Annotated in this window: 18 protein-coding genes and 1 riboswitch; of the genes, 4 read left to right on the top strand and 14 right to left on the bottom strand. The window is 68.0% G+C overall.

Annotation, left to right across the window (positions count from 1 at the left end; translation table 11 throughout):
• Positions 1-4 precede the first annotated feature (4 nt).
• The gene (locus AC0N04_RS02650) at positions 5-1,456 is read right to left on the bottom strand and encodes an aldehyde dehydrogenase (RefSeq protein ID WP_474278325.1); all 1,452 of its coding nucleotides are present in this window, start codon (positions 1,454-1,456) and stop codon (positions 5-7) included.
• Between the two features lie 128 nt (positions 1,457-1,584).
• On the bottom strand, positions 1,585-1,980 hold the full coding sequence (locus tag AC0N04_RS02645) for a universal stress protein (protein WP_474278323.1): 396 nt from the start codon (positions 1,978-1,980) through the stop codon (positions 1,585-1,587).
• A gap of 169 nt (positions 1,981-2,149) precedes the next feature.
• On the opposite strand from AC0N04_RS02645, the gene AC0N04_RS02640 reads away from it, so the two are divergent.
• On the top strand, positions 2,150-2,896 hold the full coding sequence (locus AC0N04_RS02640; protein ID WP_474278321.1) for a YceI family protein: 747 nt from the start codon (positions 2,150-2,152) through the stop codon (positions 2,894-2,896).
• A gap of 24 nt (positions 2,897-2,920) precedes the next feature.
• On the opposite strand, the gene AC0N04_RS02635 is transcribed toward AC0N04_RS02640, so the two are convergent.
• The 3 genes from AC0N04_RS02635 to AC0N04_RS02625 form a co-directional block, all read right to left on the bottom strand.
• On the bottom strand, positions 2,921-4,435 hold the full coding sequence (locus tag AC0N04_RS02635) for a carbohydrate porin (RefSeq protein WP_474278319.1): 1,515 nt from the start codon (positions 4,433-4,435) through the stop codon (positions 2,921-2,923).
• 15 nt (positions 4,436-4,450) lie between these two features.
• On the bottom strand, positions 4,451-6,112 hold the full coding sequence (locus AC0N04_RS02630) for an Nramp family divalent metal transporter (RefSeq protein WP_474278317.1): 1,662 nt from the start codon (positions 6,110-6,112) through the stop codon (positions 4,451-4,453).
• Positions 6,113-6,704: 592 nt separating this feature from the next.
• The gene (locus AC0N04_RS02625; protein WP_474278315.1) at positions 6,705-7,877 is read right to left on the bottom strand and encodes a nucleotide sugar dehydrogenase; all 1,173 of its coding nucleotides are present in this window, start codon (positions 7,875-7,877) and stop codon (positions 6,705-6,707) included.
• A 116-nt stretch (positions 7,878-7,993) separates the two neighbouring features.
• A riboswitch (Fluoride riboswitch) is annotated at positions 7,994-8,057 on the top strand.
• Positions 8,058-8,146: 89 nt separating this feature from the next.
• Between AC0N04_RS02625 and crcB the strand changes: the two genes are divergently transcribed.
• A complete protein-coding gene (gene crcB, locus AC0N04_RS02620) occupies positions 8,147-8,536 on the top strand; it encodes a fluoride efflux transporter CrcB (RefSeq protein WP_474278313.1) in 390 nt (129 codons plus the stop codon).
• 79 nt (positions 8,537-8,615) lie between these two features.
• Positions 8,616-8,939 (top strand): DUF190 domain-containing protein, encoded by a 324-nt coding sequence (locus AC0N04_RS02615; protein ID WP_474278311.1) that lies wholly within the window; start codon positions 8,616-8,618, stop codon positions 8,937-8,939.
• A 7-nt stretch (positions 8,940-8,946) separates the two neighbouring features.
• On the opposite strand, the gene AC0N04_RS02610 is transcribed toward AC0N04_RS02615, so the two are convergent.
• The 3 genes from AC0N04_RS02610 to AC0N04_RS02600 form a co-directional block, all read right to left on the bottom strand.
• Positions 8,947-10,200, bottom strand: a complete 1,254-nt coding sequence (locus tag AC0N04_RS02610) for a cellulase family glycosylhydrolase (RefSeq protein ID WP_474278309.1) — start codon at positions 10,198-10,200, stop codon at positions 8,947-8,949.
• A 62-nt stretch (positions 10,201-10,262) separates the two neighbouring features.
• Positions 10,263-11,714, bottom strand: a complete 1,452-nt coding sequence (locus tag AC0N04_RS02605) for an MFS transporter (RefSeq protein WP_474278307.1) — start codon at positions 11,712-11,714, stop codon at positions 10,263-10,265.
• Positions 11,714-12,565, bottom strand: coding sequence for a PA4780 family RIO1-like protein kinase (locus tag AC0N04_RS02600; protein WP_474278305.1), 852 nt, complete (start codon positions 12,563-12,565; stop codon positions 11,714-11,716). The genes AC0N04_RS02605 and AC0N04_RS02600 overlap by 1 nt, the downstream gene beginning before the upstream one ends.
• Positions 12,566-12,648: 83 nt before the next feature.
• Here AC0N04_RS02600 and AC0N04_RS02595 point away from each other — a divergent pair, with 83 nt between their 5' ends.
• Positions 12,649-13,821: a glycosyltransferase gene (locus tag AC0N04_RS02595; protein ID WP_474278303.1), complete on the top strand. Its 1,173-nt coding sequence runs from the start codon at positions 12,649-12,651 to the stop codon at positions 13,819-13,821.
• A 96-nt stretch (positions 13,822-13,917) separates the two neighbouring features.
• Here the strand turns inward: AC0N04_RS02595 and AC0N04_RS02590 are convergent, their stop codons facing one another.
• The 6 genes from AC0N04_RS02590 to AC0N04_RS02565 all read right to left on the bottom strand — a co-directional run bounded on the left by AC0N04_RS02590 (position 13,918) and on the right by AC0N04_RS02565 (position 23,790).
• Complete coding sequence (locus tag AC0N04_RS02590; protein ID WP_474278301.1) at positions 13,918-14,418, bottom strand: PEP-CTERM sorting domain-containing protein; 501 nt, start codon at positions 14,416-14,418, stop codon at positions 13,918-13,920.
• Between the two features lie 176 nt (positions 14,419-14,594).
• Positions 14,595-15,824, bottom strand: a complete 1,230-nt coding sequence (locus tag AC0N04_RS02585; protein WP_474278299.1) for a TonB-dependent receptor — start codon at positions 15,822-15,824, stop codon at positions 14,595-14,597.
• Positions 15,825-15,901: 77 nt separating this feature from the next.
• Complete coding sequence (locus AC0N04_RS02580; protein WP_474278297.1) at positions 15,902-17,296, bottom strand: undecaprenyl-phosphate glucose phosphotransferase; 1,395 nt, start codon at positions 17,294-17,296, stop codon at positions 15,902-15,904.
• A 156-nt stretch (positions 17,297-17,452) separates the two neighbouring features.
• Positions 17,453-18,901, bottom strand: a complete 1,449-nt coding sequence (locus AC0N04_RS02575) for a mannose-1-phosphate guanylyltransferase/mannose-6-phosphate isomerase (protein WP_474278295.1) — start codon at positions 18,899-18,901, stop codon at positions 17,453-17,455.
• A 50-nt stretch (positions 18,902-18,951) separates the two neighbouring features.
• Complete coding sequence (gene rfbC, locus AC0N04_RS02570) at positions 18,952-19,494, bottom strand: dTDP-4-dehydrorhamnose 3,5-epimerase (protein WP_474278293.1); 543 nt, start codon at positions 19,492-19,494, stop codon at positions 18,952-18,954.
• A gap of 51 nt (positions 19,495-19,545) precedes the next feature.
• Positions 19,546-23,790 (bottom strand): PAS domain-containing hybrid sensor histidine kinase/response regulator, encoded by a 4,245-nt coding sequence (locus AC0N04_RS02565; RefSeq protein ID WP_474278291.1) that lies wholly within the window; start codon positions 23,788-23,790, stop codon positions 19,546-19,548.
• Between the last annotated feature and the right edge of the window lie 163 nt (positions 23,791-23,953).

Raw genomic sequence — 23,953 nt, 5'->3', positions numbered from 1 at the left:
ACCCTCAGAACGGATAGTGTCGTGGGGTGGTCTGGACCGTCAGCCAGCGCAGTTCGGTGAAGGCCTCCACGCCCGCCCGTCCGCCGAAGCGGCCGTAGCCGCTGCCCTTGACCCCGCCAAACGGCATCTGCGCCTCGTCGTGCACGGTCGGGCCGTTGACATGGCAGATGCCGGACTCGATGCGCAGCGCCACCTGGTAGGCACGCGCGATGTCGCGGCCGAACACCGCGGCCGACAGGCCGTAGGCGTTGTCGTTGGCGCAGGCCACCGCGGCGTCCACGCCGTCCACGCGCACGATGCCCTTGACCGGCCCGAACGCCTCTTCGTGGTAGATCCGCATCTCCGGGGTCACGTGGTCGAGCAGCGTGGCGGCCATCAGCGTGTTGTCGGCCGGGCCGCCGCAGACCAGCGTGGCGCCCTTGGCGAGCGCGTCCTCGATCAAGGCGTTGCAGCGCTGCACCGTGCTCATGTCCACGACCGAGCCCAGCACCACAGGCCCGTGGCGCGGGTCACCCAGCGGCAGCGAGGTGGCGCGGGCGGCCAGCTTGGCGACGAAGTCCGCGGCCACGCGCTGGTCGACCACGATGCGCTCGGTGGACATGCAGATCTGGCCCGAGTTGGCGAACGCGCCGAAGATCACGGCGTCGACGGCCGCATCGAGATCGGCATCGTCCAGTACCAGCACCGGTGCCTTGCCGCCGAGTTCGAGCACCGCCGGTTTGAGGTACTTGGCGCAGGTGGCGGCGATGAGCTTGCCGACACGGGTGGAGCCGGTGAAGTTCACCCGCCGCACCGCCGGGTGAGCGATCATCGCCTCGACCACGGTCGCCGCGTCGGCCGGGGCATTGGTGACGAAATTGACGACGCCCCTGGGCAGCCCGGCGTCCTGCAGCGCCTCGATGATCAGGCCATGGGTGGCCGGGCACAGCTCGCTGCCCTTGAGCACCACCGTGTTGCCGCAGGCCAGCGGCACGGCGATCGCGCGCACGCCCAGGATCACCGGCGCGTTCCACGGCGCGATGCCCAGCACCACGCCGGCCGGCTGGCGCATGCCCATCGCCAGGCTGCCGGGCACGTCGGAGGGGATGACCTCGCCGTTGATCTGCGTGGTCAGTGCGGCGGCCTCCAGCAGCATGCCGGCGGCCAGGTGGACGTTGAACCCTGCCCACAGGCCGGAGGCGCCGGTTTCGGCCGCCATCGCCCGGGCGAAGTCGTCGGCCTTGGCCTCCAGGGCCGACGCCGCCTTCATCAGCAGCGCGCGGCGCTCGCCCGGGCCGGTGCGGGACCAGCCGGCAAACGCCGCCGCGGCGGCATCGACCGCCGCCACCGCGTCGTCGGGCGATGCCGCCGGCGCGGTGGTGGCGACCTGGCCGTCGAGCGGGTTCAGCCGCGTGAAGGTGGCTCCCAGGCGGGCCTGGCAGGCCTCGCCGTTGATCAGCATCGAGAGGGCGCTCATGACGGTGTCTCCGGGGTGTCGTGAAGGGCGTGGCGGCACCGGCTCGACGCCGTGGCAATGCCTCGGGTCGCGCTGCGCTGCCGGTGTGACGCCGCAGGAAGGGCCGGGCCGGCGGCCTCGGCCCGTGCTTACTCGTTGGCCTTGACGGCCAGCACGGGGCAGCGCACCGCCAGCAGGATGTCGCGCGAGACGCTGCCGAGAATCAGCTTGCCCACCGGGCTGCGCTTGCGAAGGCCCACCACGACCAGCGAGACTTCGGGCGCTTCGGCGAGTTCCTGGATCTCGGTCACCGCGTCGCGGCCTCGGACGAATTGCTTGAATTCGCCTTCGACTCCTGAAGAGGCCAGCCGCTTCTCGACGGCTTCGGCGTCGATCGGGTCGGCGAACGACGGGTCGTCCTGGTTGTCGCCGGAGATGGCGTTGACCACCAGCAGCCGTTCTTTCCGGCGGGCAGCGATCTCAAGGCCCTTCTCGAGGGCGGCACGGCCCTCGGGGCGGGGTGCGTAGGCGACGATGATGGTCATGGCAAGTTCCTGCGAAGATGCAAAGGTGAAGGAAGGGCGGGCCCGCAAGGGCATCCATGTCAGCTTAGCGCCAAATCGGCTTCTTCACCATCCGGTGAAGGGCGCGATCACCGCGGTGCGCCTGCAGGTGCGTTGGGTCGGATCGTCGCGCTGTTCTGGGAGTGCTGTCATGTCTCGCCGCTGGCCTCTGTCGCTGATGACCGCGTTGCTCGTCGGAGCGACGCTGCAAGCCTGTTCGGAGGTCTCGCCGCCGCGTGACGAGGCGAGGCTGGCCGCGCCGTCGACGCCAGGTCCGGCCGGCTTGCGCGCCGACTACGAGCGACTCGCACGCGCAGGGCAGTCGGTGCTGGCCGTGGATCCCGCGACCTCCGAGGTGCGGATCCACGTGTTTCGCGCCGGACGGGCGGCGAAGCTGGGCCACAATCACGTGCTGTCGGCGCGAAGCTTCGTCGGCTTTCTGGCCTGGCCGGCGGCGGGCGACCTGGCCGGTGCCCGGGTCGATCTGGCGTTCCGGCTGGACCAGCTCGACATCGACCGACCCGAGCTGAGGGCCCGGCTGGGGCCGGCCTTTGCCAGCCCGGTGTCCGCGGCTGCGATCGACGACACGCGCGAGCACATGCTGGGACCGTTCAACCTGCAGGCCGATCGCTTTCCCTGGGTGCTCATCCATTCGCTGGAGGTCCGCGGCGAGCCGCCCAAGCTGGCGGTGAAAATCCAGGTCGAGCTGCACGGCCAGCGCCGCGAGCAATGGGTGCCGCTGGAGGTCGCCGGCTGGCCGGACCACCCCGCCTTCAGCGGCTCGTTCGTGCTGCTTCAGACGGATTTCGGCGTGCACCCGTATTCGGTGCTGGGCGGCCTGCTGGCGGTGCAGGATCCGGTGGAGATCGACTTCAGGCTGACCACCGGGCCGCTGTAGCTGGACGGCCCCCACGGTGCGGACCTAGAACTGGGCGTGAAGCCGCGTGCCGTAGACCCGGACCGGGCCCCGGTCCGCGTTGTACGCCGGGTTGGCGATGGATTGCACATCGGCGGCGATCGTGAGAGCCGGGGTGACTTGCATCGCGTAGTAGCCTTCCAGGATGCGTTCCTGCGCGTAGTGGGGCAGCTGGCCGTCGCCGATCAACGGCCCCATGCCCCCGGCGGCGAAGTAGGCGCGCGCGGCACTCGACAAGGCGTTGACGGCGCCCGCGATGCCGACCGTGTCCTGGGACCGGCCCCACCGGGCTCCTCGGACGGACAGGCCGGCCGACGCCGAACGGTTGATGTCGGTGAAGTCGAAGGTCTCGAAGCGGCCGTTGTTGGCGCTCAAGCGGGCGAAGACGCCGACGTCATCCGCCACCGCCTGTTCCAGGTTGAAGCCGTAGCCTGCCTTGTTGCCGGTGCGGCGCACGAGGGCGGTGTCCGGCGTCGAACCGCTGGCGAGTCCCTGCGCCACGGCCTCGTCGTAGCGGCCGATCCGGGCGTGATCGACAAAGGCCAGTGCGCGGACACGGCCGGGGTGGCCCAGCGTGTTGAATCGTCGCTCGGCCTCCAGCACCCACGAATGTTGCGCGAACGTGGTGTCGATGGTCTCGCTGTTGGGGCTGGTCGACAGGGCGAAATAGCCGCCGCGAAGGCTCCAGTCACCTTGGTTCCACTCCAGGGCCGCGCCCAGCGTGAAGCCCCAGGAATCGGCCGCGTAGTCAAAGGCCCCCGAGTCGACGATCGACCAGTTCAGGAAGTCGCCGCGCGGGTCGTGTGCGTAGGCGTTGGCATCGAAGATGTCGACCACCGAGAACTTGCCGACCGTCAGCGTCAGGTTGTTGTCCGGGCGACTGCCTGCCAGGGTGTTGGCGTCGGAGGCGACCGGGCTCCGCGTTCCGTCCAGCGCCCAGGTCTGGCGGATGAAGGCGCGGGGCGTGCGGTAGTACGGCGTCCAAGTCCCGACCTTGTAGGCCTCGCCGCTGGGATAGCCCGCCACCCCCAAGGTGTTGGCGAGCCCGAAACCCTGATCAATTTCAGGATTCACGTAGAGCTCGGTGTGCTGGCCCAACCTGAGGCCGACGAACAGGGTGATGTCCGCCGTCTCCATCGTCGGTTCCACGGGGGGCAGGCTGTTGGCGCCTTGATAGGGGGAGCGGAACGCCGGATGCCGCTGGGCCACGTTCGTGAACTGCCCGTGCACCTGGAAGGTTTCAGCGGGAGCATCGAACTGGCTGGCGGACGGATCTGCCGGCGTCGACGACGGTGGCGTCGTGCCGGAATCGGCGTGGGCCGCCAGGGTGAGTCCGGACAAGGCCAGCGCGATGACCGTTGGTTTGAGGTATCCGAGAGCCATGAGGATCGGCAGTTTCCGCGACGCGCGCGACGGTTTGATGAAAACGTTCATGATGACGGCGTGGGCTGCACGGGCACTGGTGCAGGCCCACTCGCGACCAACGGAACACGTGCTGAGTGGAAATGGGTCCGGGCGCATGGCGCCCTGCTGGAGTCAATGGGCCGTAACAGCGACCTGAACCAGCTTGATCATCAGCAGCCCGGCGGCGATCACCAGATAGCCTCTCAGGACAGCCATCCAGAGCTTGCTCGTCGGGGTCAGGACGATGGGGCGCAGTTGGTCGAGCGCAGGCATTCGCCAGTTGTCGCGCAGGCTCGAATCCACGGTGCGAGCAGTGTTCTGTCCCGCGCCTCGGCCGCCGTCAAAGCGTCTGGCAGTCCAGGTCAGCAGCCCGAAGAAGGCGAGGCTGCCCGCGATCACCATCGCGATATCCCGTTCATCCATGTCGGGGAACAGCACGGCCGCCGTGAGAAGGACCGACAGCATCACCAGCACGGCGACCACGGCGGCGGTGAACAGGTTCAGACGCCGCGAATTGACCCAAGGCCCCAGGACTTCGTGATCGTTGCACAACAACAATAGAAACACGGTGGCGCTGGGCAGCAGCACGCCAGCCAGGGTCTGCACCAGATTGGTCAGCAGGCCTAGCGGTGTTCCGGGGGTCAACACCAGCACGGCAGCGACGACGATCAGGCCGGTGTAGACGGCATAGAAGCCTTTGGCTTCGCTGGGCTTGCGATGAAGCGAATGATTGACCGCGAAGACATCGCCAATCGCATACGCCGTTGACAAGGATACCGCCAGCGCACCGATGATCGAGGCATCGATCAACGCGATCGCGAACAGGGTTCCTGGCAGGCGGCCGAAGTACTTACCCATGCCGGAGGCCACTTGTGCAGCATCGGCAAAGTGGCCGAACTCGGGCTTGTTGGCGAAGGTCGCCGCCGTGAACGACATCATCGCCACGGCACCCACGATCACCAGCGCGATGCCAATCCACAGATCGATCCGCTCGTAGCGCATGAAGCGGGGCGTGATGCGTTTGTCGATCACATAGCTTTGCTGAAAGAACAGCTGCCACGGTGCGATGGTGGTTCCGACGATGGCGATCACCAGCAACATCACCTCGCCGAGTTTGCCGCTGGTGGGCAGTCGAGGCGTCAACAGATCATGCGTGATCTGCGCCATGGGCGGGTGGATCATCATGAAGATCGGCACCAGCAGCAAGCTGGCAAAGACCAGGACCAGCGAGAAGCGCTCGAAGCGTCGAAAGTCGCCGGTGCTCGCCGCCGCGATGATGATCAGCGCCGAGATGCCGACACCCCAGGGTCGGGAAACGCCCAGATAGTCGAGGCCCAGGCTGATGCCGATGAACTCGGTGACGATGGTCAGTGCGTTGAGCAGGAAAAGGTCAACGACGCTGAATGCGCCCCAGAACTTTCCGAAGCGCTCGAAGATCAGGCGTGCATGGCCGACGCCGGTGACCACACCGAGACGCAGCACCATCTCTTGGTTGACGAACAGCACAGGAATCAGCAACAACAACGTCCAAAGCAGCGAGGTTCCATAGTTCTGGCCTGCCTGGGCGTACGTGCCGAAAGCGCCTGCGTCGTTGTCGCCCACCATGACGATCAGGCCCGGGCCCAGGATCGCCAGCAGCGTACGCAAGCGCGGCCAAAGGCCTTGGCGCGCGTGGGTGTCTCCGCTCTTGATGGTGCCGAAGGCGCCACGGATGTCGCCGATGTGGGCGCTGTCAAGCACGGCGCTGCGCTCTCCAGTCGGCGACGTGAGTTGCAGAGTGGTGTGTAGAGTCATGTTCGTTCCCCTTGCCTTGTTGCCGGAAGCAAGCTCAGTGGCGGACGCCGGACAAGGCCAGCACGCCGGCCCACCTCGGAGGCTGGACGACACGGTCATGGCTGAAGGAGTCAGGCACCGCGCGATCGGCAAGACGGTGGCCTCGGCAAACCCTGGTAAGCCCTTTGGAGAACGTCAGCGCGAAGCGACGGACGCTGAAAATTTGAATCGTCATGATTCGACCTCAACCCAATGCATGGCCGCACCTCAAGAGGTACAGCCTGATTTGCACAATGCCCCAGCAAATTCGACCCGTGATGCGCGGCGATCGGCAGCGTTGCTGCCAACCGCTCGGTGACGAGCGACGCTGGTGCGTGATGACGTGGGGAGGTGCGCTGTCGAGAACCGACAGGCAAGAGAACTTGCAACAACACACCGTCCCGCTGATATCAGCGAGACGGCGACAGAAATGGAACTGCCTAGGTACTCGCTGATCAGTTCGCCAGTGGCGAACAGGTACTAGGGCCAGATTCCACGGATTTCTCCATTGCTGCGAAGCTGTAATTGTGGCGCAGCGGACCGCGTGTCGTCAATCGGTAAGCGGGCGGGAACCTCAATCCCCGCCGAACAGATCGCGGGTGTAGACCTTGCCCACGACGTCGTTCAAGGTGTCGGAGAGGCGGTTGGCGACGATCACGTCGGCCTGCTGTTTGAAGGCGTCGAGGTCGCGCACGACGCGCGAGCCGAAGAAGTGCTCGTCGGCCAGGGCGGGCTCGTAGACGATCACCTCGACGCCCTTGGCCTTGATGCGCTTCATGATGCCTTGCACGCTGCTGGCGCGGAAGTTGTCGGAGCCGGCCTTCATGATCAGGCGGTAGATGCCCACCACCTTGGGTTGGCGCTTGAGGATGTCGAAGGCGACGAAGTCCTTGCGCGTGGTGTTGGCGTTGACGATGGCCTCGATCAGGTTCTGGGGCACCTGGCTGTAGTTGGCCAGCAGCTGCTTGGTGTCCTTGGGCAGGCAGTAGCCGCCGTAGCCGAAGCTGGGGTTGTTGTAGTGGTGGCCGATGCGCGGGTCCAGGCAGACGCCGTCGATGATCTGGCGGGTGTCCAGGCCGTGGCTGGCGGCGTAGGTGTCGAGCTCGTTGAAGTAGGCCACGCGCATCGCCAGGTAGGTGTTGGCGAACAGCTTGATCGCCTCGGCCTCGGTGCTGCGGGTCAGCAGCACAGGGGTGTCGGGCTTGAGCGAGCCCTGGCGCAGCAGATCGGCGAAGACCTGGGCGCGCTCGCTCTGCTCGCCCACGACGATGCGAGAGGGATACAGGTTGTCGTGCAGCGCCTTGCCCTCGCGCAGGAACTCGGGCGAGAAGAGGATGTTGGGGCAACCCAGGCGCTCGCGCAGGGCCTGGGTGTAGCCCACCGGCACGGTGCTCTTGATGACCATGACCGCATGGGGATTGAGCGCGATCACGTCGCGCACCACGGCCTCGACGGAGCGGGTGTCGAAGGTGTTGGTCACCGGGTCGTAGTCGGTGGGGGTGGCGATGACGACGAAGTCGGCGCCGGCGTAGGCCTCAGCCTGGCTGAGCGTGAAGCGCAGGCGCAGAGGCCGGTGGGCCAGGTAGTGCTCGATCTCGGGGTCGGCGATGGGGGTGCGGCGGGACTGCAGCAGCGCGACCTTGGCGGCGTCGATGTCCAGCGCCACCACTTCGTTGTGCTGGGCCAGCAGCACGGCGTTGGACAGGCCCACGTAGCCGGTGCCGGCAACGGCGATCTTGAGAGCCATGGTGCTGCGTCGCCTGGAAGTTGTGCTCAGGCGCTGAACGCTAGCGGCGCTTCGTGACATGCCCGCGACGCTGAAGCTCCCCATGGCGGCAGGCCGTGCGGGCGCGCCGATATACTGGCGCGCACGGAGATGGCATTCCTCCCGTAACCGCCCCTCGGGGCTGATGATGCCTACACCCAGGTCCCGGACGGATCGGCGTAGGCTTTGTGCGCGCAACTCGCACATCCGCGGCCCGATCGCTCCGGTTTCTTCGAGGAAGAGGGAACGAGATGAGCGGCTTATCGATGCTGGTGGTCTTTGGTGGAGCCGGGTTCGGCGCCTTGCTGCGATGGTGGCTGGGCGGGGTGCTGAATCCCGTCTTTCCGACGCTTCCGCTGGGGACCTTGGCCGCCAACCTGCTGGGGGGCTTCCTGGTCGGACTGTCCGGCGCCTGGTTTTCTCACAACGCCAGCCTGCCCCCCGAATGGCGACTGCTGGTCATCACCGGGTTCATGGGCGGCCTGACCACCTTCTCGACTTTTTCGTTGGAGGTGGTGACGCTGATCGGGCGCCAGCAGTACGCCTGGGCACTGGGCGAAGCCTGCGTCCACCTGGCGGGCTCGCTGCTGCTGACGGCGCTGGGGATCCTGCTGGCCAACGCGCTGTACCTCCGGGCCTAGCGACCGACAGCAGCCAGCCCCAGCGGCACCGTTTGCGGCACCCCATCCTCAAGATCCGTTTCTGACCCGGAGGCTCAGCATGCAAGGCGTCTACCTCAAGTTCTACGTGCAGGAAAGCCATCGCCACCATGGCCGTCTGACCTATGAGTGGTTGCTGGAAGAGGCGCGCAAGACCGGCCTGCACGGCGGCTCGGCTTTCCGTGCGATCGCCGGCTTCGGCCGCCAGGGCACCTTGCACGAGGAGCACTTCTTCGAGCTCGCGGGCGACGTCTCGGTCGAGGTGGGCTTCGTGCTGTCCGACGACGATGCCGACCGCTTCCTGGCGCACCTGGCCGGCGAGCAACTCAAGCTCTTCTACGTCAAGCTGCCGCTGGAGATGGGCGTGCTGGGCGACACCGCGTAAGCCGCGGTCAGGGCACGGGCACCGGGACGGCGCCGGTCGTCCACAGGGCCTGCATCGCGGTGCCCGGCCCCATCTGGGGCGGTCCGGCGCAGCTGGTGAAGCCGCTGAAGCTGGTCAGCACGGGCGCGGCGAGGTCGGGATCGACGAAGACGCGATTCGTCCAGTCGGCGGCGAACAGCATCAGGCCGATGTGGTTGCCCTGGAAATAGCCCGCGAAGTCGGCGACGATCTGCGGCGACGTGACGTTGGGTCCCGGCGGCTGCGTGCCGTCGTAGCAGTTGGCGGTGACCGGGTCGTTGCCGATGCCGGTGAAGAACGCGGTGGCCGCGCAGGCATGCGTGCCGCACCAGCCGCCGAGCCAGTAGTCGATGTCCGAGCGGCTGGTGTAGCTTAGCTTGGGTTGTTTTCCGCCGGTGAGTTCGGAGGGGTCGGTCGGGAAGGGGTGGATGTCGTAGGCCAGCTGGCCCAGCGGATCGGCGGGCACGTTGGCATCGGCCAGCTTGCGCCAGACGCGGGAGACGGACAGGCCGTCGAGCAGGATGACGTTCGTCGCACCGGTGCTGCGTATCGCCGCGACCACCGGAGTGAAGCCGGCCTGCCAGGCCAACCAGGGCGAGGGGTCCTGATCGATGGTTTGGGCACCGCCATAGCCCGGTTCGTTGAAGGCAATCAGCATCACCGCCTTGTCGTTCGCGAACGCCGGCGCCAAGGCCTGCCAGGCCCGGACGGTGGCGCTGCCGGGTGTGGTTTCTTCGTTCGGGTCGCCAGCCGCGTTGCCGGGTTGAAGCGTGAGCATCGCGTTCATGCCATTGGTCTCGATCAACGCGACGGCGCTCTCGATCTCCGCCAGATAGGCCGCCTTATCAGCAGCGGTCAGCTTGCCATCGGGCATCGGATTGGTGGGGTCCAGACCGGCGATGCTGAGGTTGAGCCGGACCGTGTTGGCACCCATCGCTTTCAGTGCCGTCAGCAGCGACTGTCCCCAGGCGGCGTGGGCGGTCGCATAAACCCCGGAGAGATAAGCCGGCGGCGCGACGAAGCCGGTGACCACCGCCCCTTTGGGCATCCACGCGGCGCCGTCGCGCGTCAACTGCCCCGCGCTCACCTGGATGGCGCAGGTGTTGCCGCCGCAGGCACTTCCCCCGCCGCCACCCCCCCCGCCGCCACCGCCACCACCTCCCCCGCCGAGGTTGGGCGCCGCACCGCCGCCGCAGCCCGCCAGGCTCAGCAGCGTCAGAAGGAGGAGGGCGCTGAGTTTCACGAAGCGATGCTAGCGCAGCACTTCGGCGTGTATGGCCCTTTTACCAATCGCTTACCAATGGCTTACGTTGTGCTGGCGACTGGCGCGCGCAAGCGCAGCAGGCTGGTGACACTGGCACCCAGAGCACACAGCGACGCGAAAGCGAGAGCCTGCACGGGTGCGCGCTGCGGCGCCCCGTGCAGCCCGAACAGCAGGGCCATCAGCACCGCACCGACGGACTGCCCGGTCAGTCGCGCCGTGCCCAGCATGCCCCCGGCGGCACCGGAGCGTGCATGCGGCGCCGAGGTGACGATGGTGTGGTTGTTGGGCGACTGAAACAAGCCGAAGCCCGCACCGCACAAGGCCAGGCGCCAGGCGATCTGCGCCAGGCCGGGGTGCGCTGGCAGCGTCGCCATCAGCACGAGCCCCACGGCCAGCGTGAGCAGGCCGATGCCACCCAGCAGGCCGTCGGCGATGCGGCCGATCAGCCGTCCGGCGATCGGCGCGGCCACCACGGTGGCGAGTGGCCAGGCACTGAGCACCAGGCCGGCATCGGCGGGGCTGCGCCCCAGATCCTGCAGCAGCAAGAAGGGCAGGGCGATGGAGGCCAGCATCTGCGCCGCAAAGGAGGCGACGGAGGTGAACATCGAGAGGCGAAAGACCGGGATGCGCAGCAGGTCGATGGGCAGCAGCGGGGCGGTCAGCGCGCGCTGGCGCCGCAGGTAGATCCGCCCCACCACGGCCGCGGCCGCCAAGAGGCCGACGGCTGCGACCGATGCGCCGGCCTCAAGCGCTTGCACACCTCGTGGCACCAGGCGGTCCACGCCCAGGTAGACCAGGCTGAACAAGGCCACGTTCAGGGCCGCGTCGGGGAGCGAGAAGGACTCGCCCGCGGGCAGCGCAGGGTTTCGACCGGGCAGGCTGCCCAGGCCCAAGGCCAGCACCAGCACCCCGAGCGGGACGTTGATGGCGAACAGCCAGGGCCATGACGCCACCGACAGCACCACCGCCGCCACCGAGGGGCCGGCCACGGACGACATCGCGACCACCGCGGAGTTGATGGCGATGCCCTGGCCGAGCAGTCGGCGCGGGTAGATCGCTCTGACCAGCGCAGCATTGATCGCGAACATCCCCGCTGCGCCGGCGCCCTGGAGGGCACGGGCGGCGCTGAGCTGGGCCAGGCTGTGCGACGCCATGCAGCCGAGCGACGCCAGCGTGAACAAGGCCAGACCCGAGAGATAGACCCGCCGGTAGCCAAACAGCTCGCCCAGCCTGGCCAGCGGCAGCATCAGCGCGAGGATGGCCACCTGGTAGGCGTTGACCACCCAAATCACCTCGGATGCGCTGACGCGCATGTCTCGTGCGACGCCCGGCAGCGCGAGGTTCATCACCGTGCCATCCAGCACGCACAACGCGATGCCGCAGAGCACGGTGGCCATCGCGCGGTAGCGCAGCGGCGTCGGCAGGCCGTCGGGCAGGGCGGTGGAGGCGGTGGGCGACGGTCCGGCCTCGGACGCGGGAAGGCTCGACGGCATCAGGGAACGGCGCTCAGTTGGCGGCGCTGGCGCTCGGCCTCTTCGGCGCGCGCCTCTTCGATTTCCCGCAGCACGGCGCGCAGGTCCACCGGACCCGTCGCGGCTTCGTAATGGCCGGTCAGTGGGGTGTCCGGCTTGAGCTGGCCGCGCTCGTACAGGCTCCAGAGCTCCGGGCCATGGCCGGTGTGCCGCAACTCCGGGGCGAAGCGGCCGAAATAAGCGCCCAGATTGCCCACGTCGCGCAGCAGCATGCGGCAGGCGTGACGGTTGCCGGCGGCATCGACGGCCTGGGGCAGGTCGATGATCACCGGGCCGTTCTCTCCGAGCAGGATGTTGAATTCGGACAGATCGCCGTGGACCACGCCGGCGCTGAGCATGCGCACCACCTCGGCCAGCAGTGCCGCGTGGTGGCTTCGCGCCTGCTCGGGCGTGAAGCTCAGGTCGTTCAGCCGTGGCGCCGCGTCGCCATCGGCATTGCTGACCAATTCCATCAGCAGCACGCCGTCGAGAAAGTTGTAAGGCCGGGGGACGCGCACGCCCGCAGCCGCCAGGCGATAAAGCGCATCCACCTCGGCACTTTGCCAGGCGGCCTCCTGGGCCTCGCGCCCAAAGCGCGTGCCTTTGGCCATGGCGCGCGCCTGACGGCTGTTCTTGACTTTGCGGTTCTCGGTGTAGTCCACGGCCTGGCGAAAGCTGCGCTGCTGCGCTTCCTTGTAGACCTTGGCACAGCGGGTGTCGTCGCCGCAGCGCACCACGTAGACCGTGGCCTCCTTGCCGCTCATCAACTGGCGCACGACGCTGTCGATCAGCCCTTCTTCGACAAGCGAGCGCAGCCGCTGGGGTATTTTCATCACGTCATTGTGGTCCGGAAGCGCCGGAAGCGCCGGGAGCGTCATCGGCGCGTCATTTGCCCGGGCCAGCATCGGACCCATTCATGTCCAGGCCCACGATCGATCTCATTTATTTCAACGCCGGTGGCGGTCACCGTGCGGCAGCCAGTGCGCTGGACGCGGTGATCCAGGCCCAGGGCCGACCCTGGACGGTGCGCAGCGTCAACTTGCTGGAAGTGCTGGACCCCAAGGGGACCTTCAAGCGCGTGACCGGCATGGCGCCCGAGGACTTGTACAACAAGCGCCTGGCGCGCGGCTGGACCCTGGGGCTGGACAAGGAACTCAAGCTCTTGCAGGGCATGATCCGGCTCGGCCACACGACCCTGGTGGAGCGCCTGCGGCAGCACTGGCTGCGCAGCGAGCCGGACCTGGTCGTCTCGCTGGTGCCGAACTTCAATCGCGCGATGATCGACGCGCTGGCCGGCGCACTGCCCGGCGTGCCCTACGTGACGGTGATGACCGACCTGGCCGATCACCCGCCCGGTTTCTGGATCGAGCCCTGGCGAGGCCAGCACCTGGTCTGCGGCACGCCCAGGGCGCTGGCGCAGGCGCGCGAGGCCGGCATGCCGGCGTCCCACGTGCATGCCGTATCGGGCATGATCCTGCGCCCCTCGTTCTACGAGGCGCGCAGCGCCGACCGCGCCGCTGCGCGGCGTGCGCTGGGCCTGGCGCCGGACCAGGCGACCGGCGTGGTGATGTTCGGCGGGCAGGGCGCCAAGGTCATGCTGTCGATCGCCCGGCAGCTGGACGATGTCCAGCTCATCTTCCTGTGCGGCCACAACGAAAGCCTGGCTCGCCAACTGCGCGCGTTGCCGGGACGCGCTCCGCGCGCGGTGCTCGGCTTCACGCCGGAGGTGCCGGCGTATCTGCAGCTGGGCGATTTCCTGATCGGCAAGCCCGGGCCGGGCAGCCTCAGCGAAGCGGTGCACCTGGGCGTGCCGGTGGTGACGGTGCGCAATGCCTGGACGATGCCGCAGGAGCGCTACAACACCGAATGGCTGCTGGAGCACGGCGTGGGCGTGGTGGGGCGCTCGCTCAGCCGCGTGCGTCCGCTGGTGGAGGACCTGCTGGCGCGGCGAGAGCAGCTGCACGCCAACACGCGTCGGCTGCGCAATCGCGCGGTGTTCGAAGTGCCGGAGATCCTGGCGCAGCTCCTGGCGTCAAGCGCGGCTGCCGGACATGCTGACGGGGAAAGGGCGTTGGCGCTGGGGCGATGAACCCGGGACGGCAGCCCTTCGGGGCCTATGGGGTGCGCAGCCGGGCGCCGGAAAGAGAAAAGGCCCCCGAAGAGGCCTTTCGATCGGCGCGCCCGCTCAGGCCTGCGGCTTGCGGCGGCGTGAAACGATGCCCAAGGCACCCAGGCCGGCCAGGAACAGCGCGGTCGATGCCGGTTCCGGCACGGCAGCCACCGACAAGCTGCCATTGAAGCCCGAGTTGGCCGACGCACTGGTCTTCACGTCGAAATACACGGTGGATGCGGTCGCGAACGTGAAGGCACCCAGGCTGCCGCCGGCGGTCGTGGGGGTCACCGTGAACTGGCCGTAGTCCGCTGTCGGGTTGCAGCAGCCCTTGTTGGTGTTGGTGCTGAGCCAGACGTTGGTGAACTGGGTGTTGCCCGACGTGCCCAGATCCACCGAGAACTGGTAGGTACCTGGGCCGAGGTTCCAGGAAAACGCCGTGTCCTGGGTGGTTTGCGCCACCGCATAGGTGCCGGCACCGGTCTCGCCGGTGGTCACCACGTTGGCGAACGTGGCCGCAAAGCTGGGGGCGGATGCCGCTGCCAGAACAGCCAAAGCCACGAGAGATTTTTTCATGGACCCTCCTGAGGTTCAAACGGCGCGTCCGATGGATAGGACGCCGCGATGGAACCGATGCTAGGGTCAGGGTTAGCACGGGTCAATCGCGGGGCCTCCACGACTTAGGGGGGTGTAGGGAGTCACCCCCCTAAGCGAGCGGCTCTTTCAGGACTTATGCACGCTGCCGCAGACCGTCAGCGCAACATCAACAAGCCATAGCAGCCCACGGTCCGGTCGGTGTAGGGATAGCTGATGCCCTGCACATTGCCCGAGGTGCTGCGGTTTTCATGGGACACGCTGCAGCCCATTTGCCAGGCCTGGCGCGGCTGGTAGACCAGGCCCAGGCTGGCCAGCGACGAAGTGTCGGTGCCGGTCGCCGAGGCGCCCAGCGCCACCAGCGTCGCATCGAGGTTGCGGTAGGCCCGGCTGTAGCCGGCGTTGAGCTGGACCTTGCTGCTCAGCGCCCAGGTGCCGGTCAGGTCGAGCGCGGTGCGCAGCCGGGCGTTGTTGTACTGGCTGGTGGCGAGGTTGGGGTTGAGGTCGTAGGAGCCGGTATCGCTGTCGCGCGTCAGCCCGGTGCTGAAGCTGAGCTTGCCGGTGGGCTGCCATAGCCATTTCAGAGAACCGGACCACAGACTGAAGCTGCGCACGTTGGCCTGGGCGTGGTTTTCTCGCGAGAGGGCCAGCCGCGCATCGATCTGGCTGGCGCCGCTGGCCTGCCAGGCCAGGCTGCCTTCGACGTCGTCGCGGGTGTAGGTGTCCGCGGCGGTGGCGCCGAGGTACTCGCCGTTGGGGTAGGTGCCGCCGGTATGGCGCACCAGGCCCTTGAGGCTCAGATCGGGGCTCTTCTGAAACCGCAGTCCGGCGTTGGCCATCCAGTGCCGCAGGTCGCGGTAGTTGAACGCTGCGGCCGAGTCGTTGCGGTCGAAGGTCTCCAGTCCGCCTTCGAAGGTCCAGCGGGTGACGACGCCCCGCCGGGCCCGGAAGTAGGCGTGCGAGTTCCGCTCCAGGTTGCGGCCGGCGAAACCGCCAACCACGCCCAGGTCGTAGCGCAGCAACTGGGTGCTGGTATCGGCACCGAACTCGCCGGCCCACAGGTTGGCGGCCGTCCAGTCGAGGCCACCGCTCAGGCTGTAGCTGTTGTTGTCCAGCGCGCTCAGGGTGCGGAAGCGGTTGACGTCGAATTGTCCCGCCGCATGCAGCCGGTCCCGGCCGATGGGTTGATCCAGGCCGAGCACGACGCTGGCGGTGGTCAAGGTGTCGGAGGTGGCCGCGGTTTCACTGCGCAAGGCGTTCGAGTCCTGCGCGACGGCCAGCTTCAGGCCGAGCGAGTACGGGCTGGTTTCGGCTTGCGCCGGCATTGCCGCCAACAGCGGCAGCGCGAGCGGCAGCACCAGGGTCCAGGCGGCAGGGGAGTGGTTCATGGCAGCGGGCCGCCGACGCGGCAAAGAACTCGGACGCGGGCCGCAGGTTAACCGCTTTGGCCGGCTGGACGCGGGATTCAGAACGCCTTGCGGTCAAAGAACATCAGCTTGGCCGTGCGGGCAATGATCAGCAGGTCGAGCGAGAGCGACCAGTTGCGCAGGTATTCGAGGTCGTATTCGACGCGGCGCGCCATCTTGTCGACCGTGTCGGTCTCGCCACGAAGGCCATTGACCTGGGCCCAGCCGGTGATGCCCGGCTTGACCTTGTGGCGCGCCATGTAGGCCTTGACGATCTTGCGGTACTGCTCGTTGTGGGCGACGGCATGCGGCCTCGGACCGACGATGCTCATGCGCCCTTGAAGCACGTTGACGAACTGCGGCAATTCATCGAGCGAGGTCTTGCGGATGAATGCGCCGAAGCGGGTGATGCGCGGGTCGTTGCGGGTGGCCTGCTTGACGTTGGCGCCGTTGTCCAGCGCGGTCATCGAGCGGAACTTGTAGACCTCGATGATGTCGCCGTCCAGGCCGGTGCGCCGCTGCTTGAACAGGACGGGCCCGGGCGAGCTGAGGCGAACGCCGATCGCCACGAGCAGCAGCACCGGCGAGATCAGGATCAGGATCAGGATCGACAAGGCAATGTCGCTGACGCGCTTGACCAGCCCGTTGACGCCGGTGAACGGCGTGACGATCAGGCCGACCACCGGCACGCCGCCCATGTCTTCGAGCCGGCCCTGGATGATGCTGACGCCGAAGACGTCGGGCACGAAGTGCAGCGACGCGGTGGTGTTCTGCAGCGCTTCCATCAGGTTCAGGATGCGCGGCTGCGAGGACAGCGGCAGCGTGATGAAGACGTCCTTCACGCCGTGCTCGTCGATGAAGCGCGGCAGCGACTCCAGCGTGCCCTGCAATTGGGCGGTGGCAGGCAGATTGACCCGTTCGGCACCGCGGTCGTCGAAGAAACCCAGGCAGTCGTGGCCGAAGCTGTGGCGGCTTTTCAGCATCGCCGCCACGCGCATGCCCAGCGGGTTGGCGCCGACGATCACGGCGGGCCGTCGCGCGCTGGGCAGACCGGCTTCGTGCCGCAACCACGCGGTGCCGGCCAGCGTGCACAGCCACAAGGCCAGCGGCGTGCTGCCGGCCCAGGTCCACAGCATGCGGGTGTTGAAGCCGCGCAGCGTTCCGGTCGCGTAACCCAGCAGAGCCAGCACGATCAGCACGCTGGCCCAGGACAGCATGATGTCGATCAGCACGCCGATCCCGCTGCGGCCGAAGCGGTTGACACCTGGAAACAGCAGCACCACCAGCAGCGTCAACAAGGCCATCGACGGGCCGTCGAAGCGCTCGCCGAAAGCGGCATGGCATAGCGCCAGCGACAGGCCGGCCAGCGCGGGCTCCATCAGGGCCGCCACGGTGGCCGACACCGACGGCGGGGCATTCAGGAATTGCTTGCGCGCGCTTCGCTCTTCAAACATGGATGAGGATTCGACAGGGGCTGGGGAACGCGCTTCCCGCGACATCGGGTGACATCACGGCCCCCATCGAAGGAGCGGCCGCGCCAGGGTGGCCCGAGCCGCCACTTTTTTTAAGCGAAATTTGCGCCAGTTTACCAACCGGCACGTTGCGGAAACTCACACCGTGCGGCCATAGGTGTCTTCGAACCGGACGATGTCGTCCTCGCCCAGGTAGCTGCCGGACTGCACCTCGACGATCTCCAGCTCGACCTTGCCTGGGTTGGCCAGCCGGTGGGTCTGCCCGAGTGGGATGTAGGTGCTCTGGTTCTCGGTCAGCAGCAGGGTCTTGTCGCCGTTGGTGATCGCCGCCGTGCCGCTGACCACGATCCAGTGCTCGGCCCGGTGATGGTGCATCTGCAGGCTCAGGCTAGCCCCCGGCTTGACCATGATGCGCTTGACCTGGAAGCGCGGCCCCATGTCGATGCTGTCGTACCAGCCCCAGGGGCGGTGCACCTTGCGGTGCAGCAGTTGCTCGCCGCGGCCCCCGGCCTGCAATTGGCTGACGATGTGCTTGACGTCCTGGCTCCGCGCCCGGTCCGCCACCAGCACCGCGTCGGCGGTCTCCACCACGATCAGGTCGTTCACCCCCACGGTGCTCACCAGCCGGCTGCTGGCGTGCACCAGCGTGTTGCCGGTGTCGTGCAGCAGCACGTCGCCGGTGGAGACGTTGCCGGCGTCGTCCTTGGCGCCGGCCTGCCACACCGCGTCCCAGGCGCCAAGGTCGTTCCAGCCCGCGTCCAGCGGCACCATGCGGATGTCGAAGGCGCTGCCCGGGCAGCGCTCCATCACCGCGTAGTCCACCGATTCCGCCGGGACCTGGGTGAACTCGGCCTGGCCGGGACGCACGAAGCGCCCGTCGGTCTGGCGAGCGGCCCACGCGGCACGCGTTGCGGCGAGCACGTCGGGCCGAAACTGCGCCAGGGCCTGGAGCCAGACCGAGGCGCGAAGCACGAACATGCCGCTGTTCCAGGTGTATCCGCCCTGCGCCAGGTAAGACTGGGCGGTGGCGAGGTCGGGCTTCTCGACGAACTGGGCGACCTTGGCCACACCGTCGTCGGCCGGAACGCTGCGGATGTAGCCGTAGCCGGTTTCTGCCCGGTCGGGCGTGATGCCCAGGATCACGATGGCGCCGTCGGCGGCCTTGCGCACGGCGCGCTGCAGCGCCGTCGTGAAGGCCGCGGCATCGGCGACCGTCTGGTCGGCCGGTGTCACCACCAGCACCGGGTCCTGGCCGCCTTCGACGGCTTGCAGTGCGGCCAGCGTCAAGGCCGGCGCGGTGTTGCGCCCGATCGGCTCCAGCAGCAGCGCGGTCGGCTCCAGCCTGAGTTCCCGCAGTTGCTCCAGCGTCAGGAAGCGGTGCTCGGCATTGCCCACGACCAGCAACGGCGCGACGGCGATGTCGGGCGCCCCGAGTGCGGCCAGGCGCTGCGCGGCCAGTTGGAACAGGCTGGAATCGCCCGAGAGCACCAGAAACTGCTTGGGAAAGCCTGCACGCGACAGCGGCCAGAGCCGGGTGCCGCTGCCGCCGGCCATCACCACCGGCAGCACGGAAATCGTGTTCGACATGACAACTCCTGGAATCTTGTGGGGGCGCCCGTCAACCGCTGACGCAGCGGTCAAACGGCTTGCTGTAGACGAGGGGCGGCGGCGTCCTTGGCCGACAGTTGCGGCGCCATGCCGATGTCGGGCCACGCGATCGCCAGGTCGGGGTCGTCCCAGCGCACCGCGCCTTCCGACTGCGGCGCGTAGTAGTCGGTGGTCTTGTAGAGGAAATCGGCGGACTCGCTGACGACCAGGAAGCCGTGGGCGAGGCCGGCGGGAATCCACAGCTGGCGGTGGTTGTCGGCGCTGAGCTCGACGCCCACCCACTGGCCGAAGGTCGGGCTCTCGCGACGGATGTCCACCGCCACGTCGAACACCGCGCCGGCCGTCACGCGCACCAGCTTGCCCTGCGCATGCGGCGGCTTCTGGAAATGCAGGCCGCGCAGCACGCCCTTGGCCGAGCGGGAGTGGTTGTCCTGCACGAAGTTCAGGTCGCCACCCACGGCGTCGTTGAAGACGCGCTGATTGAAGCTTTCCATGAAAAAGCCGCGTGGGTCGCCAAAGACTTTGGGTTCGAAGATCAGGACGCCGGCGATGGCGGTGCGCTCAATGTTCATGAGCGGATTTTGGCAGCACGCCGCAGTCGTCTTGCGAATCGACCGATGCCGTCATCCGTCGAGCGCCTGCCGAAGCCGTTCGACCAGGTTCAGCAGCGCCTGATGGATCTGACGGGCCTCGCCGGCCAGGGACGCGCTCCCGCGGCCTTCGCGCAGCTGCGCTTCAAACGACTCAAGGCGCTGCTGCAGTTCGACAGCGCCAACCGTTCCGCAGGCACCCCGCAGGGCATGGCCGAGCTCGCTCCAGCGGGGCGCGGCGCCTGGCGCATCGGGCTCCAGCAAGGCCGGCAGTCCCCGGTCATAGACCCGAACGAAGATCCGCAACACCCGCTCCAGCGTGGGCGCCTGGCCGCCGGCATGGCGCAGCGCGCTCTGAAGGTCCAGGCCGTCGACGGCCTCAAGGCGCTCGGTCAGTTCCTGCGGTGCCAGGGCTGATACAGGCCCTGGCGGCGGCGGCTGGGTGCCGGGCATCGGCAGCCAGCGCAACAGCGCGGCATAAAGAAGGTCGGGATCGACCGGCTTGGCGATGTGGTCGTTCATGCCGGCGGCCAGGCAGGCCGCGCGGTCTTCGCCGAAGGCGTTGGCGGTCATCGCGACGATGGCAGTGCCTGCCCCGCCGATCTCGCGGATCCGCCGGGTCGCTGCCAGTCCGTCCATGACCGGCATCTGCATGTCCATCAGGATCAGATCGTACGGACGGGTGGTGGCCAGGGCAGCCGCCTGCTCGCCGTCGCCGGCCGTCTCGACCTCCAGGCCTACGGAGCGGAGCAACTCGACGGCGACTTCCTGGTTGACGACGTTGTCCTCGGCCAGCAGGATCCGTTGGCCGGCGTGGTTGCGTCGGAGCTGCGCCTCGGCCTCGCCCGTCGCGTAGGTCGGCCGGTGGGCCAGATGTCCTTGCCGGCGCATGACGCGCACCACCATGTCGTGCAGGGCCGAGGCGGTGATCGGTTTGATCAGGATGCCGTCGAAGCCGGCGCCATGGGCTTGCTGCCACATCGCCGGGTCGTCAAAGGCGGTGATCAGGATGCTGGGCGGCATGCCGGCGCCGAGCAACTGGCGCAGTTGGCGCAGGGTTTCGATCCCGTCGGGCGCCGGCATGCGCCAGTCGATCAGCATCAGATCAAAGGTGTTGCCGGCGGCAATTTCCCGGGTCGCCAGCTGCAATGCGGCGTCACCGCTGTCGCGGCTGTCGACCTGCAGTCCCATCGCCGCCAGCCGCTCACCCAGCGCCGTCAGGGCTTCGGGCAGATCGTCGACCAGCAGCGCTCGCAGGCCATCCAGCGGGATGGGGGCGGAGTGCTCGCCCGCTTCTGCCGCCCGACCGAGCCGCGCCGTGAACCAGAAGCGGCTGCCTTCCCCCGGGCTGCTGACGACCCCCGCCTCACCCTGCATCAGTTCGGCCAGATGCCGGGTCAGCGCCAGCCCGAGGCCGGTGCCACCATGGCGCCGGGTCGTCGAGCTGTCGGCCTGCTCGAAGGCGTTGAACAGGACGCCCAGGCGTTCCGGGGCGATGCCCTCGCCGGTGTCCTGGACCTCGAAGCGAACCAGCAGTGTGCCGCGCTGCTCCTGCAGCAGCTCGGCCCGAACCCGGACCCAGCCTCGCTCGGTGAACTTCACCGCGTTGGCCAGCAGGTTGATCAGCGCCTGGGACAGGCGGGTCGGGTCCCCACGCATCCGGGCCGGAAGGTGATCGGTGTCGAGGACCAGTTCCAGCCCCTTGTCGCGCGCCCGCAGACTCACCATCTCGAAGGCGCGCGACATCATCTCGTCGACCGAGAACTCGACGTCCTCCAGTACCAGCTTGCCGGCCTCGATCTTGGACAGGTCGAGGATGTCGTTGATCACATGCAGCAGATGGCTGGCCGAGGCGTCGATCTTGCCGAGGCGCTCGCGCTGGCCGCTGTCCTGGGTGCTGCGGGCGATCAGGTGGGTCAGGCCGATGATGGCGTTCATCGGCGTGCGGATTTCGTGGCTCATGTTGGCCAGGAAGGCGCTCTTGGCCCGGGTCGCCGCTTCGGCCTCCTCGGCGCGGTGCGCCAACTCGATCTGCATCTCGTTGATCTGGCGGTCGCGCTCCCGGCGCTCGGTGTTGTCGACCAAGGTGGCGCGGCTGCGCAGGAAGTTGCCCTGGTCGTCGCGCACGATCTCGGCCGAGACCAGCACCGGCATCACGCTGCCGTCGGCGCGCACGAAGTCGTAGCTCAGATCGCGCGCCGAGCCGACTTCCAGGAAGTGGCGGAAGCGCTGCAGGTGCAAGGCCACGCTGTCGGGCGTCATGAAGTCGCTGATCGGGCGGCCAACGATCTGTTGCCGCGGGTAGCCCAGCAACGACACCAGGGTGTCGTTGACATCGGCCACCACGCGCTCCTTCGACAGCGAGAAATACCCGCAGGGCGCGCGGTTGTAGAGATCGCTGACGGCCGCGTTGCGCCGCTCCAGTTCGGTCACGGTCGATGCCAGCTCGGCGGTGCGCTGGGTCACTTCGGATTCGAGCGCGTCGCGGTGGCGGGCCAGTTCCGTCAGCGCCGCTTTCTCGGCGCTGATGTCCTTGGCCATCGCGACGAAGTGAGTGACGCCGTTCATCTCGAAGAGACCGCCGGACAGCAGCGCGTCGATCACCTCGCCCGACTTGCGCCGCAATTGGACGTCGAGGTCGTGGACCCGCTGGCCGGATCTCAGCCGCGCGAGCACCCGGGGCTGGCTGGCTGCGTTCGCCCACATCGGCAACCGCGGCCCGTCGGGGCCGAGGAATTCTCCCCGGCTGAAGCCGAGCAGTTCTTCGAGCGCCGGATTGACGTCGATGAACACGCCATCGACCAGCTGGCCGACCGCGATCGCCATCGGGCTGTTGTAGAACACCGTGGCAAAACGCAGGTGCTGTTCGCGCAAGTGCCGGTCGGCCTGGCGGCGCTCGCTGACGTCGCGGTGCAGGCCCATCAAGCCCAGGACTTGTCCGTGCGTGTCCTTGATGCGGATGCCGCGCGATTCGGCCCAGAACAGGCTGCCATCGCGCCGGCGGTACTGCACCTCGTAGGGCGTCGGCGAGGGGTCGATCGACGCGTCGAAATGCTCCCGCCCCTGCCGCGCATAGTCCGCCGGCACGGCGTAGAGGAATTCGGTGGTGCGCCCCACGGCGTGCTCGGCGGGGTAGCCGAACAGGGTCTCGAAGGCCGGATTGACCTGCAGGATGCGCCGCTCGGCATCGACGAACAGCAAGGCGTCGGGCAAACCGCGGACCATGGCCTCGAGCGAGGCCTCGCTGTTCTGCAAGGCCTGCAGCGACTGCGCTCGCTGCAGGTTGGCCAGGGTCAACCGGTCGCGCGCCGCGGCCACTTCGGCGAAGTCGGTGCCCGCAGGGGGTTCCGGATCCGGTTGGCTGAGGCTTGCGACGGCGCCGGCGATGCGTTGCGCGGTCAGCCGTGCGCCCAGCGCCGCCAGCACGGTGGCGAGGACGACGGCCAGGGCCATCGCCTTCGCTGCGGCTTCGCTGGGAGCATCGAGAACCTCGGTGGGCACGTCGAGGCGCACCGACCAGGGCGAGACCCTGGATTTCGCACTGAAATGCTGGGCGCCGCGAAGCTCGTCGGGGGGCAGCGCCGGCCCCCTTCTCGCGATCACGGCGCCGACGCCGTCGAGCAAGCTCAGGCTGGCACCCTGCGGCAGCCCCCGTTTTGTCATGGCCTGCTCGAAGGTGTCGGTGTCCACGGCGGTCAACAGGTACAAGTCTTGCGAGGCGGACGCCGCCGCCGCCGCCGCCGCCGGGACGGCGATGGCGACCATCGGGCGATGGGCGACCGGGCCGGCGAACACGTCGCCGACCGCGGCCCGGCCCGAGGCGAGCGCCACCGAAACCGCGGAATGGCCCTTGGGATGAGGCACGGGCGGCAGCGGGCGGCCGTAGGGGCTGTGGGTGTTGAACAGCATGTGACCGCCGCGGTCGCCCAGGATGACGTCGCTGCCCAGGGTCAGCTTGAAGCTCTGAGCCTGTTGAAACAGGCGGTGCCAGCGGGCGGGATCGGCCAGCGAGGGAGAGCCTGCCAGCACGCTCAAGGCGGCGAATCGCGCTCTCAGATGGAAGTCCACGGCCTGCACCGTGTCGTCGACCAGTTCCTGGGCGGCCTCCTGGCTGGAAAGGCGGGTGGCGCGGACGCTGTCGTAGCCCAGCCAGCCCGCGAGGAGCACCAGCGGCAGCAGGCAGATCACGATCAGGCGATGAAGATGGCGGCGCAGCGACGCGCGCCGGCGAGGGGCCGGTTCTGCGGGCGGTTGGGTGGAGGCGTCGGTGACAGTCATCGCGTCGCGAAGGGGCGTGAGGCGGCCGGTCGCGCCGCGGCGAACGAGTGCCGTTCCGCGAGGCTGGGGCGTGGGGTTCTGCCACGGCGCATCGGGTGACGGCACGTCGCAAGCCGTTGTTCCTGGATGCGGTCGGAATCCACCCTGTTGTCCACCATGTCGA

Source organism: Ideonella sp. sgz306126 (assembly GCF_056032705.1).
This window is presented reverse-complemented; position numbering and strand designations above follow the sequence as displayed.

Bases quoted from the DNA above. Each gene is read 5' to 3' on its own strand.
- AC0N04_RS02565 (WP_474278291.1), bottom strand. From the start codon at position 23,790: ATGACTGTCACCGACGCCTCCACCCAACCGCCCGCAGAACCGGCCCCT.
- AC0N04_RS02640 (WP_474278321.1), top strand. From the start codon at position 2,150: ATGTCTCGCCGCTGGCCTCTGTCGCTGATGACCGCGTTGCTCGTCGGA.
- AC0N04_RS02650 (WP_474278325.1), bottom strand. From the start codon at position 1,456: ATGAGCGCCCTCTCGATGCTGATCAACGGCGAGGCCTGCCAGGCCCGC.
- AC0N04_RS02600 (WP_474278305.1), bottom strand. From the start codon at position 12,565: ATGAAAATACCCCAGCGGCTGCGCTCGCTTGTCGAAGAAGGGCTGATC.
- AC0N04_RS02580 (WP_474278297.1), bottom strand. From the start codon at position 17,296: ATGTTTGAAGAGCGAAGCGCGCGCAAGCAATTCCTGAATGCCCCGCCG.
- AC0N04_RS02585 (WP_474278299.1), bottom strand. From the start codon at position 15,824: ATGAACCACTCCCCTGCCGCCTGGACCCTGGTGCTGCCGCTCGCGCTG.
- AC0N04_RS02595 (WP_474278303.1), top strand. From the start codon at position 12,649: ATGTCCAGGCCCACGATCGATCTCATTTATTTCAACGCCGGTGGCGGT.
- AC0N04_RS02625 (WP_474278315.1), bottom strand. From the start codon at position 7,877: ATGGCTCTCAAGATCGCCGTTGCCGGCACCGGCTACGTGGGCCTGTCC.
- crcB (WP_474278313.1), top strand. From the start codon at position 8,147: ATGAGCGGCTTATCGATGCTGGTGGTCTTTGGTGGAGCCGGGTTCGGC.
- AC0N04_RS02590 (WP_474278301.1), bottom strand. From the start codon at position 14,418: ATGAAAAAATCTCTCGTGGCTTTGGCTGTTCTGGCAGCGGCATCCGCC.
- AC0N04_RS02605 (WP_474278307.1), bottom strand. From the start codon at position 11,714: ATGCCGTCGAGCCTTCCCGCGTCCGAGGCCGGACCGTCGCCCACCGCC.
- AC0N04_RS02645 (WP_474278323.1), bottom strand. From the start codon at position 1,980: ATGACCATCATCGTCGCCTACGCACCCCGCCCCGAGGGCCGTGCCGCC.
- AC0N04_RS02630 (WP_474278317.1), bottom strand. From the start codon at position 6,112: ATGACTCTACACACCACTCTGCAACTCACGTCGCCGACTGGAGAGCGC.
- AC0N04_RS02615 (WP_474278311.1), top strand. From the start codon at position 8,616: ATGCAAGGCGTCTACCTCAAGTTCTACGTGCAGGAAAGCCATCGCCAC.
- rfbC (WP_474278293.1), bottom strand. From the start codon at position 19,494: ATGAACATTGAGCGCACCGCCATCGCCGGCGTCCTGATCTTCGAACCC.
- AC0N04_RS02635 (WP_474278319.1), bottom strand. From the start codon at position 4,435: ATGCGCCCGGACCCATTTCCACTCAGCACGTGTTCCGTTGGTCGCGAG.
- AC0N04_RS02575 (WP_474278295.1), bottom strand. From the start codon at position 18,901: ATGTCGAACACGATTTCCGTGCTGCCGGTGGTGATGGCCGGCGGCAGC.